A 15820-nucleotide genomic window follows, 5' to 3' on the forward strand; every position below is an offset into this window, starting at 1 on the left:
CAGCCTCCTTCTGTTGTTTTCGGCTCTATAATATTTGTAGTGGGTAAATCCCCTATGGATATTATGGAGCCTATTTTGTTGTAGAAAAAAGTCCCATAAGATCTATAATGAAAAGCAACCAAACCATCATTAGAAAGAATCATATGGAACAATTACATTTTATCACAAAACTACTCGATATTAAAGACCCTAACATCAAGATTGTAGATATCATCAATATGGATATACACAAGGAAATCATCGCTAAACTGGACTACGATGTGCCAGATTGCCCTGATTGCGGAAGCCAAATGAAGAAATATGATTTTCAAAAACTGTCTAAAATTCCTTACCTTGAAACGACTGGTATGCCTACTAGAATTCTTCTGGAAAAACGTCGATTCAAGTGCTATCAATGGTCAAAAATGGCGGTCGCTGAGACTTCCCTCGTCAAGAAGAATCACCAAATACCTCGTATCATCAACCAAAAGATTGCTCAGAAGCTAATTGAAAAGACTTCTATGACCGATATTGCCCATCAACTGACCATTTCAACGTCAACTGTCATACGTAAACTTAATGACTTTCACTTTAAGAATGATTTTAGCCGACTTCCTGAGATTATGTCCTGGGATGAGTATGCCTTCACTAAGGGAAAGATGAGTTTCATTGCGCAAGATTTTGACAAGCTTAATATCATCACTGTTCTTGAAGGCAGGACACAAGCTGTCATCCGAAATCACTTTCTTCGCTACAATAGAGCTGTTCGTTGTCAGGTGAAAATCATTACTATGGATATGTTTAGTCCTTATTATGAATTGGCTAAACAGCTTCGCTTTCAAATTTCTAGGCTCAGGCTGAAACAGTCTCCCAGACTGTTTCACTCCCATGTGCTAAAATCGTTCTAGATCGCTTTCACATTGTGCAACATCTTAGCCGTGCTATGAGTCGTGGGCGAGTCCAAATCATGAATCAGTTTGAGCGAAAATCCCATGAATACAAGGCCATCAAGCGATACTGGAAGCTCATTCAACAGGATAGTCGTAAACTCAGCGATAAGCGATTTTATCGCCCTACTTTTCGTATGCACTTAACAAATAAAGAGATTCTAGACAAGCTTTTGAACTATTCAGAAGACTTGAAACACCAATACAATGTCTATCAGCTCCTGCTTTTTCACTTCCAGAATAAAGAGCCTGACAAATTTTTCGGACTCATTGAGGACAATCTTAAGCTGGTTCATCCTCTTTTTCAGACTGTCTTTAAAACCTTTCTCAAGGATAAAGAGAAGATTGTCAACGCCCTTCAATTGCCTTATTCCAACGCCAAATTAGAAGCGACCAATAATCTCATCAAACTTATCAAGCGAAATGCCTTTGGGTTTCGGAACTTTGAAAACTTCAAAAAACGGATTTTTATCGCTCTCAACATCAAAAAAGAAAGGACGAATTTCATCCTTTCTACATCTTAGCTTTTCTTCAACCCACTACAGTTGACAAAGAACATTTTTTTGGAGATAAGGGACTATTGTCCCAGCCTCTTTCGTTTATTCTTCTCTAAATCCTTGTAACTTTAAACCAGCAATCAGAGTATTTGGTTTCTTAAAGTCTTCTACACTATCCTTAAGTGATTCAAAGAAATAAGTCTTTTTAATTCTATCCATATCTGCTTTCTCAAGGTCAAGATCAATAACTATTCTCATCTTTTTATTATCGGTGATAAAATATTCAACTTTAACACCTGGCTCGTCCTTGATTTCAATATACTCTGGAGAGCTTTCCACAGCTTCGCGAAAGACTTCTTGAAATTCTTCCGGAGTAATTTCTGCAGGAATTTCCTCTCCAAATTCTCCCAACATATCCATCTTGAATTGTTTTACAACATCCGTGTAAACAAAAGTCATAGTGACATCAAATTCTTCCATCTTCCCTTTGAGAACTTTGGTCGTTTCCTTGATTTCTTCTTTCACCTGACTGGCCTGACTAGATGAATCAACCGAACTCGCTGTGCCACTTGACTCTGTTGTTGCAGTATTGGTTTGACCACAGCCAGAAAGAACAAGTAACGATGCAAAAACTAATCCTAAAACTTTCTTCATTCAAAGTCTCCTATTCCACACTGAAAAGATATGGATATACGGGTTGTTGACCTTGGTGAATCTCTACTTCAACATCTTCGAATTCTTCTGCGATTTCTTGAGCAATTTCATTGGCAAGTTCTTCGCTTCCGTCTTCTCCGACATAGAAAGTCACGATTTCACTGTCTTCGTTCAACATATGTTTCAATGTTTCTGTCAAGGTTTGATGCATGTCAGGATTTGACACGAGGATTTTCCCATCGACCATACCAAGATTATCATTTTCATGAATTGCTAATCCATCGATAGTTGTATCACGAACGGCTGTTGTTACACTACCGCTGATAACATCACCAAGGGCTGCAGTCATGCGTTCTTTGTTTTCTTCGATTGATTTGCTTGGGTCAAAGGCAAGAAGGCTGGTCAACCCTTGAGGAATTGTACGCGCTTCTACCACAACAGCAGGTTGTTCAAGCACTTCAGCCGCAGACTGAGCTGCCATAAAGATATTTTTGTTGTTTGGCAAGAAGATAATGTTGCGAGCATTGACCTGTTCAACAGCCTTGATAAAGTCTTCTGTTGAAGGGTTCATCGTCTGACCACCTTCGATGACATAATCCACACCTTGGGCACGGAAGATATCTGCTAAACCTTGACCAGCTACTACTGCGATAAGGGCATACTCTTTTGTTTCAGCAGGCTTGTTGCCTTGAGTTGCTTCTTTTTCAACTTGCGCCTCGTGTTGGTTACGCATGTTGTCCACTTTTACCTTGATCAAGCTACCATATTTGAGACCTTCTTGCATGACAAGACCTGGATCTTCTGTATGGACGTGAACTTTGACGATTTCATCATCATTGACAACAAGTAGAGAGTCGCCTAAGTCATTCAAGTAATTACGGAATTCATCGTAGTCAAAGTCCTTAGAATAAGTTGGACCTTGTTTGAGGGCTACCATGATCTCTGTACAGTAACCGAAGGTAATATCCTCAGTTGCCACATGACCTGCTACAGACTTGTGGTGCTCTGCATTGATCATTTCACTCATGTTAGCAGGAGTCGCTACAAAGTCTTCAGAAGCACTGTATTCACCAGTAAGAGCTGAAAGGAATCCTTCGTAGATGAAGACCAAACCTTGACCACCTGAGTCTACCACACCAACTTCCTTAAGGACTGGAAGCATTTCTGGTGTCTTAGCCAAAGCTGCTTTTGCGCCTTCCAAGGCTGCACGCATGACCTCAACAGCATCATCTGTCTCCTCGGCTTTTTTCTTAGCCCCAATAGCCGCTCCACGAGAAACAGTCAAAATGGTCCCTTCAACTGGTTTCATAACCGCTTTATAAGCTACTTCGACACCAGATTGGAAGGCAAGAGCCAAGTCTTGACCTGTTAATTCATCTTTTTCCTTGATAGCCTGAGAGAAGCCACGGAAGAGCTGAGAAGTGATAACCCCTGAGTTCCCACGCGCCCCCATCAAGAGACCTTTAGCAAGAATGCTCGCTACTTCTCCAACTGTAGAAGCAGGCTTGTCTGCTACTTCTTTGGCACCATTTTCAATGGTCATTCCCATGTTTGTCCCAGTATCTCCATCTGGAACTGGAAAGACGTTCAATGAATTGACATATTCTGCTTGCTTATTCAAACGAGTTGATGCAGCCTGCACCATCTCTTGGAATAAACTGGTAGTAATTTTTGACACGATTATTCTCCTACAACTTTGATATTTTGAATGTAGACATTCACAGTCTGAGCAGTAATTCCTAGTTGATTTTCTAAACTAAAACGAACACGCTCTTGAATGTTTTTTGACACTTCGCTTATCTTTACTCCGTAGCTCAATACGGTATAAACATCAACTGCAATGCTACCATCTTCGGCTGCTTTTATAACAACACCCTTAGAATAATTTTCCTTACCAAGAAGGGCTTGGAAATTGTCTTTGAGGGCATTTTTACTAGCCATACCGACCACACCAAAGATCTCAGTTGCGGCACCACCTACTACGGTTGCAATCACTTCATCAGTCAGTTCGATTTGACCATCTTTTGTATTAATTTTTACAGTCATTTTTTTTACCTCAACTAGTTGATACTCTATTTTATCATATTTCAGCCCAAGTGTAAAAGCAGAATGCTGTATCGGCGGATATTTACTCTATTTTTCAAATGATTTTATCCTTAGAGCAAAAGAAAAAGACCTAAGCGGTCTTTTCATTTTTATTAAACGCGTTCAACTTTACCTGATTTCAAAGCACGAGCTGAAGCCCAAACTTTTTTAGGTTTACCATCGATAAGAACAGTAACTTTTTGAAGGTTTGGTTTTACGGCACGTTTTGTTTGGTTCATCGCGTGTGAACGGTTGTTTCCTGATACAGTCTTACGACCTGTAAAGTAACATACTTTAGCCATTGTGTTTTCCTCCTATTAGATCTAATATAGCGGATGTGCTAGCACCACATACCGTACTATGTTATCACACTTTCTTGAATTTATCAAGGGCCTAAACTATTTTTTTATTTAACGTAAACAACTACAAGTTTACCAAAAGCGACTTCCCCACGGATAATCAAGGTTTTGCTGGTTGGTGCTAGAGGAGCGTCTGCCTTAGCTGCACCAAAGGAGGTTTCTACTTTCAAATCGACACGCCAGTGTTGTGGAACATAGACGGTTGCATTCCCGAAGGCCACTTCAATATTTAAAGTTGCAAAATCACCTAGCATCTCTGCATTATCATAGTAGATTTTAGCATCCCCAAAAGCGACTTCCACTTGGTCATCTACGAGATCTTGATCTTGCTTATAGAAGGTCCCGCTACCAAAAGCGACTTCCTTATCGGTGACGACTGTTTTTTTTCCATTGTACCACCATTTTTTTTCATTCCAGAACTTACTTGAGTGCGTCAGATAACCAACACCTAGCACTGCTAAGATGCTAGCCCAAAACAAAGACTGGTTTGGAATAGGAAAAATGTTATAAAAATGATTCGCAATCATTAAGGCTACTAGAGCGGTAAAAACTGCTGATGTTAGATGACGACGAAGCAAAGCTTCAACTGATTGGTAAGCAAAAAAGGCGATACCAATCAAAGGCCATATTTTACCATCCAAAGAAGGAATTCCAAAATTCCCTTGCAGCAAGATCCAAGCTGCTAAAACCAATAAAACAATACCAAATGCTTTCTTTTTCATGTCTGTTACCTCATATTTCTTAGATTTTCTTTTAGGAGGGATTGGTAATGTCGTGAGACATGAACCTCCTTGTGCGTCTGATAAAAGGAAATGGTGCCCGTTCCTGAAAAGGACTTGTCCACTGAGTAAATCTGACGGATGTTTGCGATCGTTGACTTGGAAACTCGACTAAAATAGCGAGGCAAGATAGACTCCAACTCATAAAGTTTGAGACGAACTTCATAGGCTTCCTTCTGGTTATGAGCGTAGATCTTGCTCCCTTCAGTTTCAAAGAAGAGAATTTCTGACAGGTCTAGATAATATTCACCTGTCCCCTTGTAAAAAGTCAACCTCGGAGCCTTTGACTCTTGCAAAAGTCGTTGCAAGTCTGCAATTTCATCTGTCAAACCAGGGGTCTTGATGACAATTTCAGTTTCTTCTAAATCGCCGTCAATCTCAATTCGTAACTTCATCACATCTCCTTTCTGACTCTACTATATCAAAGCTAAGTTAGGAATACAAGGGCAAAAAAGCAAGTGGTCAATTTGAAGCAGTAAGTGGTTGTAGGACTAGCTTAACTTACATGTCAGAATAGGAAGAAAAGGAATCCCCACACCAGACCACAAGCATAGCCAACCAAGACATCCTTGGGATAATGAACACCCCCTAAAACCCTCACCAAGCCCAGCAAAGCTGAAAAGAGCAAACATACTAAACCAACAGGTAGACTAGCATGCAGACAAGCCATGGAGATGATAGTTGCCGAAAAGACATGGCGACTGGGCATAGACTGTCCCGAACTATCCTTGTCAAGCAGGGGACTGATGTCACAAGTTTCGTAGGGGCGTGGGTGATTGATTTTCTTACGAAACAGAGACAAAATCACAAAACCTGATGCAGGGATAAGCACATAAACCCCAACTTGCTGACCCAGTCCTAGTTTCAGATAAGTAGTGACTAGCAAGGCCAGGTAGACCAGAGGCATAGCGACTGTCATCAAACGATTGAAACTGCGTAACAGAAATAAAAGAGCGGGATGGCTGGTGAGTCTGGAGCTGATATTTTGATACCATTCTTGATAATTTTTCATTAAATTTCTCATTCATTACCTTGTTTTTGTCTACTGGTGAGACGTTTGTCTTCTAGTATAGTCCAGAAAAAGAAGGCCGTCAAGCCTTCTTTTGTTTTATTCTTCTGCTTCGTCTTCTGTAAATTGGCTATTATACAAGTCAGCGTAGAAGCCACCTTGCGCCATCAGCTCCTCATGGTTTCCTTGTTCAATGATATTGCCATCTTTCATGACAAGAATCAAATCGGCATTACGAATAGTTGACAAGCGGTGGGCGATGACAAAGGAAGTTCTACCCTCCATCAAACGGTCCATGGCTTTTTGAATCAACTCCTCTGTACGTGTGTCGACTGAAGATGTCGCTTCATCCAAAATCAAGAGCGGTGCATCCTTAAGAAGTGCACGAGCAATGGTCAAGAGTTGTTTTTGCCCAACAGACAAGGTCACAGTGTCATCCAAAACAGTGTCGTAGCCATCTGGCAAAGTCATGATAAAGTGGTGGATTCCCACAGCCTTGCTGGCTTCCATCATTCGTTCATCACTGATGTCTGTCTGATTATAGATCAGGTTCTCTCGAATGGTTCCTTCAAAGAGCCAAGTGTCCTGCAAGACCATTGAAAAGGCATCGTGTACTTCTGAGCGCTTCATATCCTTGGTATCCACACCATCAATGCGGATACTTCCCTTATCTATCTCATAGAATTTCATCAAGAGGTTGACAATGGTAGTCTTCCCAGCTCCAGTTGGTCCAACGATTGCGACCTTTTGACCTGCATGAGCTGTCGCAGAAAAGTCATGGATGATGGTGCGCTCTGGTGTATAGCCAAAGGACACATGATTAAAGACTACTTCCCCTTTCATGTTGCTCAATTGTCTTTCCTTATGAGATTCATCTTGCATCTCTGCTTCAGCCAAAAATTCTAATACACGAGTCATGGCTGCACTCGCTTGCTGCAAGCTCGTAATCCCTTGGGCAATCTGTGACAGAGGTTGAGAGAAGGTCCGTACGTAAACCATAAAGGCCACAATAATCCCTATAGTGATATGCCCTTCTAACGCCAGCGCGGCCCCAACGATGATGACTAAGACATAACTAAAGTTCCCAACAAAGAACATGGCTGGCATCATGATACCAGATATAAACTGAGATTTCCAGATACTATCATGCAAGTCTTGATTTAAACCTGCGAATTTTGCTTTGGAGGTGTCCACTGCGTTGTAGCTGGTCACTACATTATGACCAGAGTACATCTCTTCCACATAACCATTGACGGCTGCTAGATTATTTTGTTGGGCTTTGAAATACCCCTGTGACTTGGCCATGATTACGGAAACCGCCGCAAAACCAACAAGGGTTGATACAACTGTTACCAATGCCAAAATCCAGTTCATCCCAAACATGGTCACCAAGACAGCAATCAACAAGAAACTAGCTGAAAGAACTGTCCCTAGACTTTGGTTGAGAGATTGCGCTGCTGTATCCACATCATTGGTCACACGCGAAAGGGTATCTCCTTGTGAATGACGGTCAAAATAGCCAAGTGGCAAACGATTAATCTTTTCAGCGATAGCCGTCCGCAAGCGTTTTGAAAAATGCTGAATGCTCGTTGAAAAGATATAGGCCTGTGTATAATTAAGGACAGCTCCAAATACATACAGAACAACCAAAAATCCAGCAATGTTTGACACAGCTACCAAGTCGATTTCTGTAGCCAAACCATCTGAAATCAAGTTAGTAATTTCCTTAATCTTAGTTGGACCATAAACGGTGATGATGCTTGAAATGACTGCAGCCACAACTGCTATTAGGAGAGGGAGTTGGAGGCCTGCCATATAAGGTTTGCACTGTTTCCAGACCGAAACTTTTTTATTTTCCATGTTCCAATTCCTCCTTCGATAGTTGTGAGTAGGCAATTTCTTGGTAGACTTCGTTGGTTGCAAGAAGTTCCTTGTGGGTGCCTTGTCCCACGATTTTACCTTGATCCAAAACTAAGATCAGGTCGGCGTCCATAATGGTAGAAATCCGTTGCGCTACGATGAGCTTGGTCATGGATTTTGTTTTCTCTGCTAGCTCTTGGCGTAGGACACGATCTGTCTTGTAGTCCAAGGCTGAGAAAGAGTCATCAAAGATGAGAATCTCTGGTTTACGAGCCCAAGCACGCGCAATGGCCAAACGCTGTCTTTGACCTCCTGAGAAGTTGGTTCCACCTTGGGCTACTTCTGATGCAAGACCTGCTTCCTTGTCCTCGATAAATGCTTTAGACTGGGCCAATTCAAGAGCTTGCCACATAGCAGCCTCGCTTAGAGGAGTTTCTTTGCTCTTACCAAAGTCCAAGTTCCCCTTGACATCTCCAGAAAAAAGTACAGCTTTTTGTGGAATATAGCCGACCTTATTGCGCAAATCTTCCAAATTGTAATCTTGTACATTGACACCATCCACTAGGATTTGTCCATCTGAAACGTCGTAAAAACGTGGCAAGAGGTTGACAAGCGTAGACTTACCTGATCCAGTCGATCCGATGAAGGCTACGGTTTGACCCGCTTCAGCTTTGAAAGTGACATGTTCCACGACTGCTTCTGAGTTTTTAGAGTAGCGGAAAGTCACATCACGGAATTCCACTTGTCCTTGAACTGAAGGATCCGCTGTCTGTGTATGACTAGGATTTTCAATAGAAGAATGCAGATCCAATACTTGATTGATACGTCCTGCCGAAACCAAGGTACGAGGAAGAACGATAAAGAGTGCTCCCATGAGAAGGAAGCCCATCACGACCTGCATAGCATAGGACATGAAGACCACCATATCACTAAAGAGTGGCAGACGTTCTGTCAAACTTGCATCGTTGATGATATAGGCACCAATCCAGTAAATGGCTAAACTTAATCCACTGGAAATCGCCATCATGATCGGGTTTATAATGGCCATCAATCGATTGACAAAGAGATTGAGACGTGTTACCTCATCGTTGGCTGCTTCAAATTTCTTATCTTGGTAATCTTCCGCATTGTATGCACGAACAACTCGAATCCCAGTCAAACTTTCACGAGTGATGCTATTGAGTTTATCTGTCAATTTTTGGATGACAGATTGTTTTGGAAAGGCCAGAGTCATAAGAACAGTGGTCATCAAGACATTCACAATAACAGCCACAACGACCGCCCAGAGCCAGTATTCCGATTTCCCAAGGATTTTTCCAATGGCCCAGATAGCCATAATCGGCCCACGAGTAACCACTTGCAAGCCCATGGTAAAGAGCATCTGTACCTGGGTAATATCATTGGTCGTCCGAGTCAAAAGACTTGGGATTGAAAAGCGCTTGATCTCTGTCTGCGAAAAATCTAAAACACGATGAAATACGTCAGTGCGTAGATGGGTTGTATAGGATGCTGCAACACGAGCGGCAAAGAAACCAACCATAACAGATGAAAAGAAAGCCAATAAAGACAAACCAATCATCTTCGCAGCTGGTGACCAGAGTTCACCCAACTGCGTTCCAGACGTTCCCAGTAATTCTGTAATTTGCGAAATATAAGTCGGCACCTCTAACTCGAGATAGACCGAGAAACAAGTGAACAGAATCGTAAGGACGATCATTCCCCACTCTTTTCCTGTAATACGTTTAGCGAGTTTCTTCATTCTCTCCTCCTATCTTCTCAACATTTGCTTGCAATTGCCCGAGTACCTTTTCAAAGATTGCTAAGTCTGACTTTGAAACCCCCTCTAGCAGACTCTGATCAATCCGATCAAAAAAAGCTTTAACTTTTTGCATCTGCGAACGCGATTTCTCCGTCAGGCGAACAAATTTTGCCCGCTTATCGCTGGGGCTCGCCTCTAACTCGACCAAACCATTTTGTACCATGCGCTTTACTAGATTACTCGCCACAGATTTGGTAATATTGAGTTCCTGCTCGATATCCTTAATCAAGACTAGTTCCTCTTTTTGTTCACAATGATCTAAAAAACGCAGAACCTGCCCTTGCGGTCCACCCATAAATTCAATGCCACATCGCTTAGCTTCTTTCTGTACCATCAGATGAACCTGGTGTCCAAAACGTTTGAACATTAACATCGGCTTGTCCATGATTGCTCCTTTCTTACGATAAATATAGTTCTCACAAGAACTATATTAGTTTCCATGAGAACTATTTTATCATTTTCAGAAAAGATGTCAAGAAAAAAAGTTTCCAAGAGAACTATTTTAGTTTAAATTGACATTAGGCAATATTTTTTCTATAATAAGCACTAACTACAGTGGATAGAAATCCATTCACTCGATGAAGGGAGAAAACGTTCAAATGAAACCAGAAGAACAAAGAGTTTTAGGAATCTTAGCAACCATTTTTGGAGCCATCGCACTTTTAGGATCCTGGATCCCGTTTATTAACTATCTATCATTTTTCATCGCCATTGTCGCATTTATCTTGGGGATTATCGGCCTTATCGTCAACCTCAAAAAACGAAAAACAATGGCCATTATCGGAACATCCCTGGCAGTTGCCTCTGTTGTACTTTTCTTTACGACCCAAGTACTGTACGCTAATGTCTACAAAGAGTTTATCAGGGAGTTTAACCGTTCCTACAGCGAGGCAAGTGCCTCAATGGAGCGCGAAGAAGAAAGCGACTTGACAGATGATAGCGCCTATTCCATCCCAGAGGAGGAAGAAGACGATACCTTCACCTGGACCCAAAAAGAGTTTGACGCCTTAATCGAAGGTGACCTTGATAACAAAGGAAAAGGTGGTACCAACTACAAGGATATTATCAAAAAACACGGACTACCAGACTCCGAATTTGACTCCACTATCGGAGGGTACGATACGAGAAAAATCACCTATATCTCCATTGGAGACAAGTTCAAGACCGTTACCTTAACTTTTGCAAAACAGAACAATGGACAGCTCTTGCTCGTCCAAAAACATGCAGTCGGTCTAGGTCTAGAAAAAAGCAAGAAACAAAACGATTCTGAAACCAGAGTCTAAGTTCAAATATCAAAAAAACGAACAGCTAGTAAAACTGTTCGTTTTTCTATTAGAATCCATCTACGTTTGTGTAGATCTTTTGTACGTCTTCATCGTCCTCAAGAACGCTGTAAAGTTTTTCAAAGGTTTCAAGGTCTTCGCCTGACAATTCCACTTCAGACTGAGGAATCATTTCCAATTCAGTCACTTGGAATTCTTCGATGCCAGACTCACGAAGGGCAACGATAGCCTTGTGAAGGTCTGTTGGAGCTGTATAAACAGTGATTGTTCCTTCTTCAGCTTCGACATCGTCCACATCCACATCTGCTTCAAGCAATTGCTCAAAGACTGCATCAGCGTCCTCACCCGCAAATACGATCACACCCTTGTTGTCGAAGAGGTATGAAACCGAACCTGAAGCACCCATGTTCCCGCCGTTTTTACCAAAGGCAGCACGGACATTAGCTGCCGTACGGTTGACGTTAGAAGTCAAAGTATCAACGATCAGCATAGAACCATTTGGTCCAAAACCTTCGTAACGTCCTTCTGTAAAGGTTTCGTCTGTGTTTCCTTTGGCTTTATCAATCGCTTTATCGATAACGTGTTTTGGCACTTGGGCTTGTTTCGCACGGTCGATAACGAATTTCAAAGCAGTGTTTGATTCTGGGTCTGGATCACCTTTTTTAGCTGCTACATAGATTTCTACACCAAATTTTGCATATACTTTAGAGTTAGCTCCATCTTTAGCCGTTTTCTTGGCTACGATATTGGCCCATTTACGTCCCATTAGGAATCTCCTTTTTTCACATTTTAATCTTTCTTATTATAACACAAGTTTTTTCGATTTTCACTAGAGGAAATGGATTTTATTCAGCAAATCCAGCTAGGATTGTCCTTTGGCTGCCAAGATTGCCTTTCCTTCTTTTATCAGGGGATGGCGGAAAAGTGAAAAGTACAGTTGGGTAGTCATGGCAACCCAGATAAGGGGTTCACAAAGGATAACCCCCCTATAGCCTGCCCAAGGGATAATCAAAACCACAAAAACGATTTTCCCGATTAGTTCTATAAAGCTGGAAACTAGAGGAAGGACTTTCTGCCCCAATCCCTGCAAGCAATTCCGATAAATCAGCAAAAGGCTCAAAATCGGATAAAAGACTGAACTGATTTGCAGGTAAAGACTACCATTTTCTACCAAGTAACTATCCGTCGAACTGGCCAAGAAAGAAACCAAACTAGGACTGGCAAAAAAGAGGAAGATACAAACAAAACCTGCCCAGGACATACTCAAACGACTCCCAATACCAAGACCTTGGACTATGCGATCTGGTCGCTTGGCCCCAAGATTCTGAGAGGCAAAGGTCGTCATAGCAGAAGAAATAGCCGTCATTGGAAGGAGAGCAAAGGCCATAATCCGTCGAGCTGCTGTTTGTGCACTAATAATCACAGCTCCAAAAGTATTGACAGAAGACTGTAAAATCACACTACCAATGGACACAATCGAACTCATCAGACCCATAGCCAAACCTTGCTCCAAGAGATCCGCATACAAGGCCTTGTTCCATTTAAAATGCTTGAGTTGAGGAAGCAGTTCTGGAACACTCTTACGGATATAGTAAAAACAGAGAACCGCTGACAATCCTTGCGAAATGATGGTAGCAAGCCCCGCAGATTGAACTCCCAGATGCAATTGCGTAATAAAATACAAATCCAAAACCACATTAACTAAGGCAGAAAAAATCAGAAAGCCAAGAGCTGCTAGACTATCACCAATAGACCGCAACAAGCCTGCAAAGAGATTATAGGCGAAGCTGACACCGACACAGGTCACTATCATAGAAATATATTGATAGGATTGGGGGAGGATTTCTGCAGGGGTATCTAAATATTGCAGGAGTGGATACAGACCGACAAAGCCCATCAGCATGACCACAATGCTCAAAAGAGCACCTAAAATCCAAGTTGCTGCTACTGCTTCTTTAATTTTAGTGAAATTACGAGCCCCATAATAGCGGGCAATGACAATCCCCATGCCATTTCCAACACCAAGCGTAAAGCCTATAATCAAGTCAAAAATGGCAGTTGTCGCCCCTACTGCTGCCAAGGAATCTTGACCAAGAAATCGTCCAACAATCAAGACGTCAGCTGTATTATAAAGCTGTTGAAAGATATTAGACAGCAAGATTGGAAAGGCAAAGCTTAACAGCGCAGGAAGAATAGGACCATGTATCAAGTCCACGGATCGTTTCTTATTCATAAAGCTATTATATCAGCTTTCTAAAGGAGCGACAAGGCTCTGTCACTAAGTTTGCAATCAATTGCTTACAGAGAGACAATTTGCTATAATCAAGAAAAGGAGGTCATTTATGAGTTTGACCAGTCAATTAATTACCGATGTATTTCCCGATCTGGATAAGGTTGAGAAGCTAAACAAGGAAGCATTCCCCGAGGAAGAACGAGTTCCTCTGTCAGAGTTTTTACGCTATCAGGACCGAGAAGACGCCCACTTTTTTGCTTTTTATAACCAAGAAGAATTTGTCGGCTTTGCTTTTGCCATCTCCAACCCAAAGGCCTTCTATATCAGCTTTTTTGCCATCATGCCCCACCTGAGAAGCCACGGGTACGGAAAGGAAATTATCGAGAAGCTGACTGAGTTTTACCAGCGAACCATGTTGCTTGAAGTCGAGCGATTAGATGAAGAATGCGATAACTTGGAGCAAAGAAAGTCCCGCATGGATTTCTATCGCCAAAATGGTTTCAGAACAGCCAACGCTTTTCTAGAGTACGAGGGTTTGAGTTTTGAAATTCTCTACCGTGGCGACCATTTTGACGAAGAAGCCTATCGCGATATCTTCCAAAAGTTACAGAATGAACATTATTTTGACTTTCATATAGAGTATCGTCGTTTTAGTGACCATTAAACAGGACTTGTCCATCTGGTGAAGAACATCTCTTTTTCGATAGAAGCTACATATAAAAATGCATGTAACCACGATTACATGCATTTTTTATTTTCAACTGATCAGAATAAACTTTTATTCTCTCTATGGCTTAAGCTTCTGCATTGCCTTCTGGAAGAAGGAAGTAGAGAACAGCATAAGCTAAGATTCCAGAACCACCAAGTAGGGTGAAGATGATCCAAAGTGCACGAACAAGTGTGTGGTCCATGTTAAAGTAGTCACCGATACCTGCACAAACACCAGCAATCTTTTTGTCTTGTACGTTACGAACAAGGCGTTTTTCCATTATAGTAGTCTCCTTTTTATAGAATGATTTAATTTTATCATCAAATTAAAAAAATTGCAACAGTTTTTTTAATTTTTTTGATTAAATACTCTTTTATTACGCTTTTGAAGCTTATGGAGAGTTAATAATTAAACATAAAAAGCAGAGAAAGACTTCTCCGCTTTTATTTTTATTCTTCAATTTCGATTCCAAGATCATCGCCAAGGTCAAGTGTTACTTCTTGATTAGAAGTCGCCTCCGCTACTGGACTATGATCAGAAGCTTCTTCATCTTCAATCAACCCATATTGAACACGAACTTGATGGTCAATAGCATCAAAAATCTCTGGGTGATCCGCCAAGTATTTCTTAGCATTTTCAGATCCTTGTCCGATTTTTTCACCCTTGTAAGAGTACCATGCTCCCGCTTTTTGGATGATATCGAGATCACTTGCGATCTTCAAGAGCTCACCAGTTTTAGAAATCCCTTCTCCGTACATGATTTCAACAAAGGCTTCCTTAAATGGTGGAGCTACCTTGTTTTTCACGACCTTGATCTTGGTTTCCTTACCGACATTGGTATCTTTTTGGTCACCAGTTCCTTTGATTTGTGTGCTTCCACGAACATCCAAACGGACTGAAGCGTAGAATTTCAAAGCACGTCCACCAGGTGTTGTTTCTGGATTTCCAAACATGACCCCAACTTTTTCACGCAATTGGTTGATAAAGATGGCAATTGTTTTGGTTTTATTGATAGAAGCTCCGAGTTTACGCATGGCCTGGCTCATCATTCGAGCCTGCAAACCAACGTGACTGTCTCCAATATCCCCATCAATTTCCGCACGAGGTACAAGGGCCGCAACTGAGTCGATAACGACAAGGTCAACTGCACCTGAGTCAATCAATTTTCCAGCAATTTCAAGACCTTGTTCACCTGAGTCTGGTTGTGACAAGAGCAATTCGTCAATGTTCACACCAAGGGCTGCAGCATAGGCTGGGTCAAGAGCATGTTCCGCATCGATAAAGGCTGCAATACCACCTTCTTTCTGTGCTTGCGCAACAGCGTGAAGGGCAACCGTTGTCTTACCAGATGATTCTGGTCCATAGATTTCGATGATACGTCCTTTAGGATAACCACCTGAACCAAGGGCAATGTCAAGAGCCAATGAGCCTGAGCTCATCACTTGCACCTTTTGCTCTGCACGTTCACCCAAGCGCATGATTGAACCCTTACCAAAGTCTTTCTCAATCAATTTAAGAGCATCGTTCAATGCTTTTTCACGGTCAGCTCCAAATTTTTTCCCAATTTCATCTAATTTTTTTGTTGGTTTTTTCGCCATTTTGTTCTC

At 41.6% G+C, this 15820-nt stretch carries 16 protein-coding genes and 1 pseudogene; 3 read left to right on the forward strand and 14 right to left on the reverse strand.

Translation table 11 applies throughout. The features are described 5' to 3' along the window. Positions 1-143: 143 nt before the first annotated feature. A pseudogene (locus tag TZ92_RS09760) lies at positions 144-1450 on the forward strand (transposase). Between the two features lie 75 nt (positions 1451-1525). Here the strand turns inward: TZ92_RS09760 and TZ92_RS00405 are convergent. The 10 genes from TZ92_RS00405 to TZ92_RS00450 form a co-directional block, all read right to left on the reverse strand. Then, positions 1526-2077 (reverse strand): SP0191 family lipoprotein, encoded by a 552-nt coding sequence (locus TZ92_RS00405; protein ID WP_033630371.1) that lies wholly within the window; start codon positions 2075-2077, stop codon positions 1526-1528. A gap of 10 nt (positions 2078-2087) precedes the next feature. After that, the gene (locus tag TZ92_RS00410; RefSeq protein ID WP_033630372.1) at positions 2088-3755 is read right to left on the reverse strand and encodes a DAK2 domain-containing protein; all 1668 of its coding nucleotides are present in this window, start codon (positions 3753-3755) and stop codon (positions 2088-2090) included. Positions 3756-3757: 2 nt separating this feature from the next. Continuing rightward, positions 3758-4123, reverse strand: coding sequence for an Asp23/Gls24 family envelope stress response protein (locus tag TZ92_RS00415; protein WP_000216434.1), 366 nt, complete (start codon positions 4121-4123; stop codon positions 3758-3760). Between the two features lie 152 nt (positions 4124-4275). Next, positions 4276-4464 carry a 50S ribosomal protein L28 gene (rpmB, locus tag TZ92_RS00420; RefSeq protein WP_001140948.1) on the reverse strand — a complete coding sequence of 63 codons (189 nt, stop codon included), beginning with the start codon at positions 4462-4464 and terminating at the stop codon, positions 4276-4278. 104 nt (positions 4465-4568) lie between these two features. Then, positions 4569-5243 (reverse strand): LiaF transmembrane domain-containing protein, encoded by a 675-nt coding sequence (locus TZ92_RS00425; protein WP_045594402.1) that lies wholly within the window; start codon positions 5241-5243, stop codon positions 4569-4571. 5 nt (positions 5244-5248) lie between these two features. Further along, positions 5249-5695: a LytTR family DNA-binding domain-containing protein gene (locus TZ92_RS00430; protein WP_033630373.1), complete on the reverse strand. Its 447-nt coding sequence runs from the start codon at positions 5693-5695 to the stop codon at positions 5249-5251. 113 nt (positions 5696-5808) lie between these two features. Then, entirely contained in the window at positions 5809-6312 is a 504-nt protein-coding gene (locus TZ92_RS00435; RefSeq protein ID WP_033630374.1) for a phosphatase PAP2 family protein, read from the reverse strand. A gap of 96 nt (positions 6313-6408) precedes the next feature. Then, complete coding sequence (locus TZ92_RS00440; RefSeq protein ID WP_033630375.1) at positions 6409-8169, reverse strand: ABC transporter ATP-binding protein; 1761 nt, start codon at positions 8167-8169, stop codon at positions 6409-6411. Then, the gene (locus TZ92_RS00445; RefSeq protein WP_033630376.1) at positions 8159-9928 is read right to left on the reverse strand and encodes an ABC transporter ATP-binding protein; all 1770 of its coding nucleotides are present in this window, start codon (positions 9926-9928) and stop codon (positions 8159-8161) included. The genes TZ92_RS00440 and TZ92_RS00445 overlap by 11 nt, the downstream gene beginning before the upstream one ends. Beyond that, positions 9912-10373 carry a MarR family winged helix-turn-helix transcriptional regulator gene (locus TZ92_RS00450; RefSeq protein WP_000360525.1) on the reverse strand — a complete coding sequence of 154 codons (462 nt, stop codon included), beginning with the start codon at positions 10371-10373 and terminating at the stop codon, positions 9912-9914. Before TZ92_RS00450 ends, TZ92_RS00445 begins: the two co-directional genes overlap by 17 nt. Positions 10374-10566: 193 nt before the next feature. On the opposite strand from TZ92_RS00450, the gene TZ92_RS00455 reads away from it, so the two are divergent. Beyond that, positions 10567-11271: a DUF308 domain-containing protein gene (locus tag TZ92_RS00455; RefSeq protein WP_033630377.1), complete on the forward strand. Its 705-nt coding sequence runs from the start codon at positions 10567-10569 to the stop codon at positions 11269-11271. Between the two features lie 49 nt (positions 11272-11320). Here TZ92_RS00455 and TZ92_RS00460 read toward each other — a convergent pair whose 3' ends face one another. Together TZ92_RS00460 and TZ92_RS00465 are read right to left on the reverse strand one after the other, a co-directional pair. Next, positions 11321-12037 carry a YebC/PmpR family DNA-binding transcriptional regulator gene (locus tag TZ92_RS00460; protein WP_000532894.1) on the reverse strand — a complete coding sequence of 239 codons (717 nt, stop codon included), beginning with the start codon at positions 12035-12037 and terminating at the stop codon, positions 11321-11323. A 96-nt stretch (positions 12038-12133) separates the two neighbouring features. After that, positions 12134-13504, reverse strand: a complete 1371-nt coding sequence (locus TZ92_RS00465) for an MATE family efflux transporter (protein WP_033630378.1) — start codon at positions 13502-13504, stop codon at positions 12134-12136. 109 nt (positions 13505-13613) lie between these two features. Here TZ92_RS00465 and TZ92_RS00470 point away from each other — a divergent pair, with 109 nt between their 5' ends. Then, positions 13614-14168 carry a GNAT family N-acetyltransferase gene (locus tag TZ92_RS00470; RefSeq protein WP_000060285.1) on the forward strand — a complete coding sequence of 185 codons (555 nt, stop codon included), beginning with the start codon at positions 13614-13616 and terminating at the stop codon, positions 14166-14168. Between the two features lie 130 nt (positions 14169-14298). Here the strand turns inward: TZ92_RS00470 and TZ92_RS00475 are convergent, their stop codons facing one another. Beyond that, complete coding sequence (locus tag TZ92_RS00475; RefSeq protein WP_000415528.1) at positions 14299-14493, reverse strand: PspC domain-containing protein; 195 nt, start codon at positions 14491-14493, stop codon at positions 14299-14301. A 169-nt stretch (positions 14494-14662) separates the two neighbouring features. Then, positions 14663-15811: a recombinase RecA gene (gene recA, locus TZ92_RS00480; protein ID WP_001085515.1), complete on the reverse strand. Its 1149-nt coding sequence runs from the start codon at positions 15809-15811 to the stop codon at positions 14663-14665. Between the last annotated feature and the right edge of the window lie 9 nt (positions 15812-15820).

This window comes from Streptococcus oralis subsp. oralis, from assembly GCF_000960035.1.
Lineage (GTDB): Bacteria > Bacillota > Bacilli > Lactobacillales > Streptococcaceae > Streptococcus > Streptococcus oralis_G.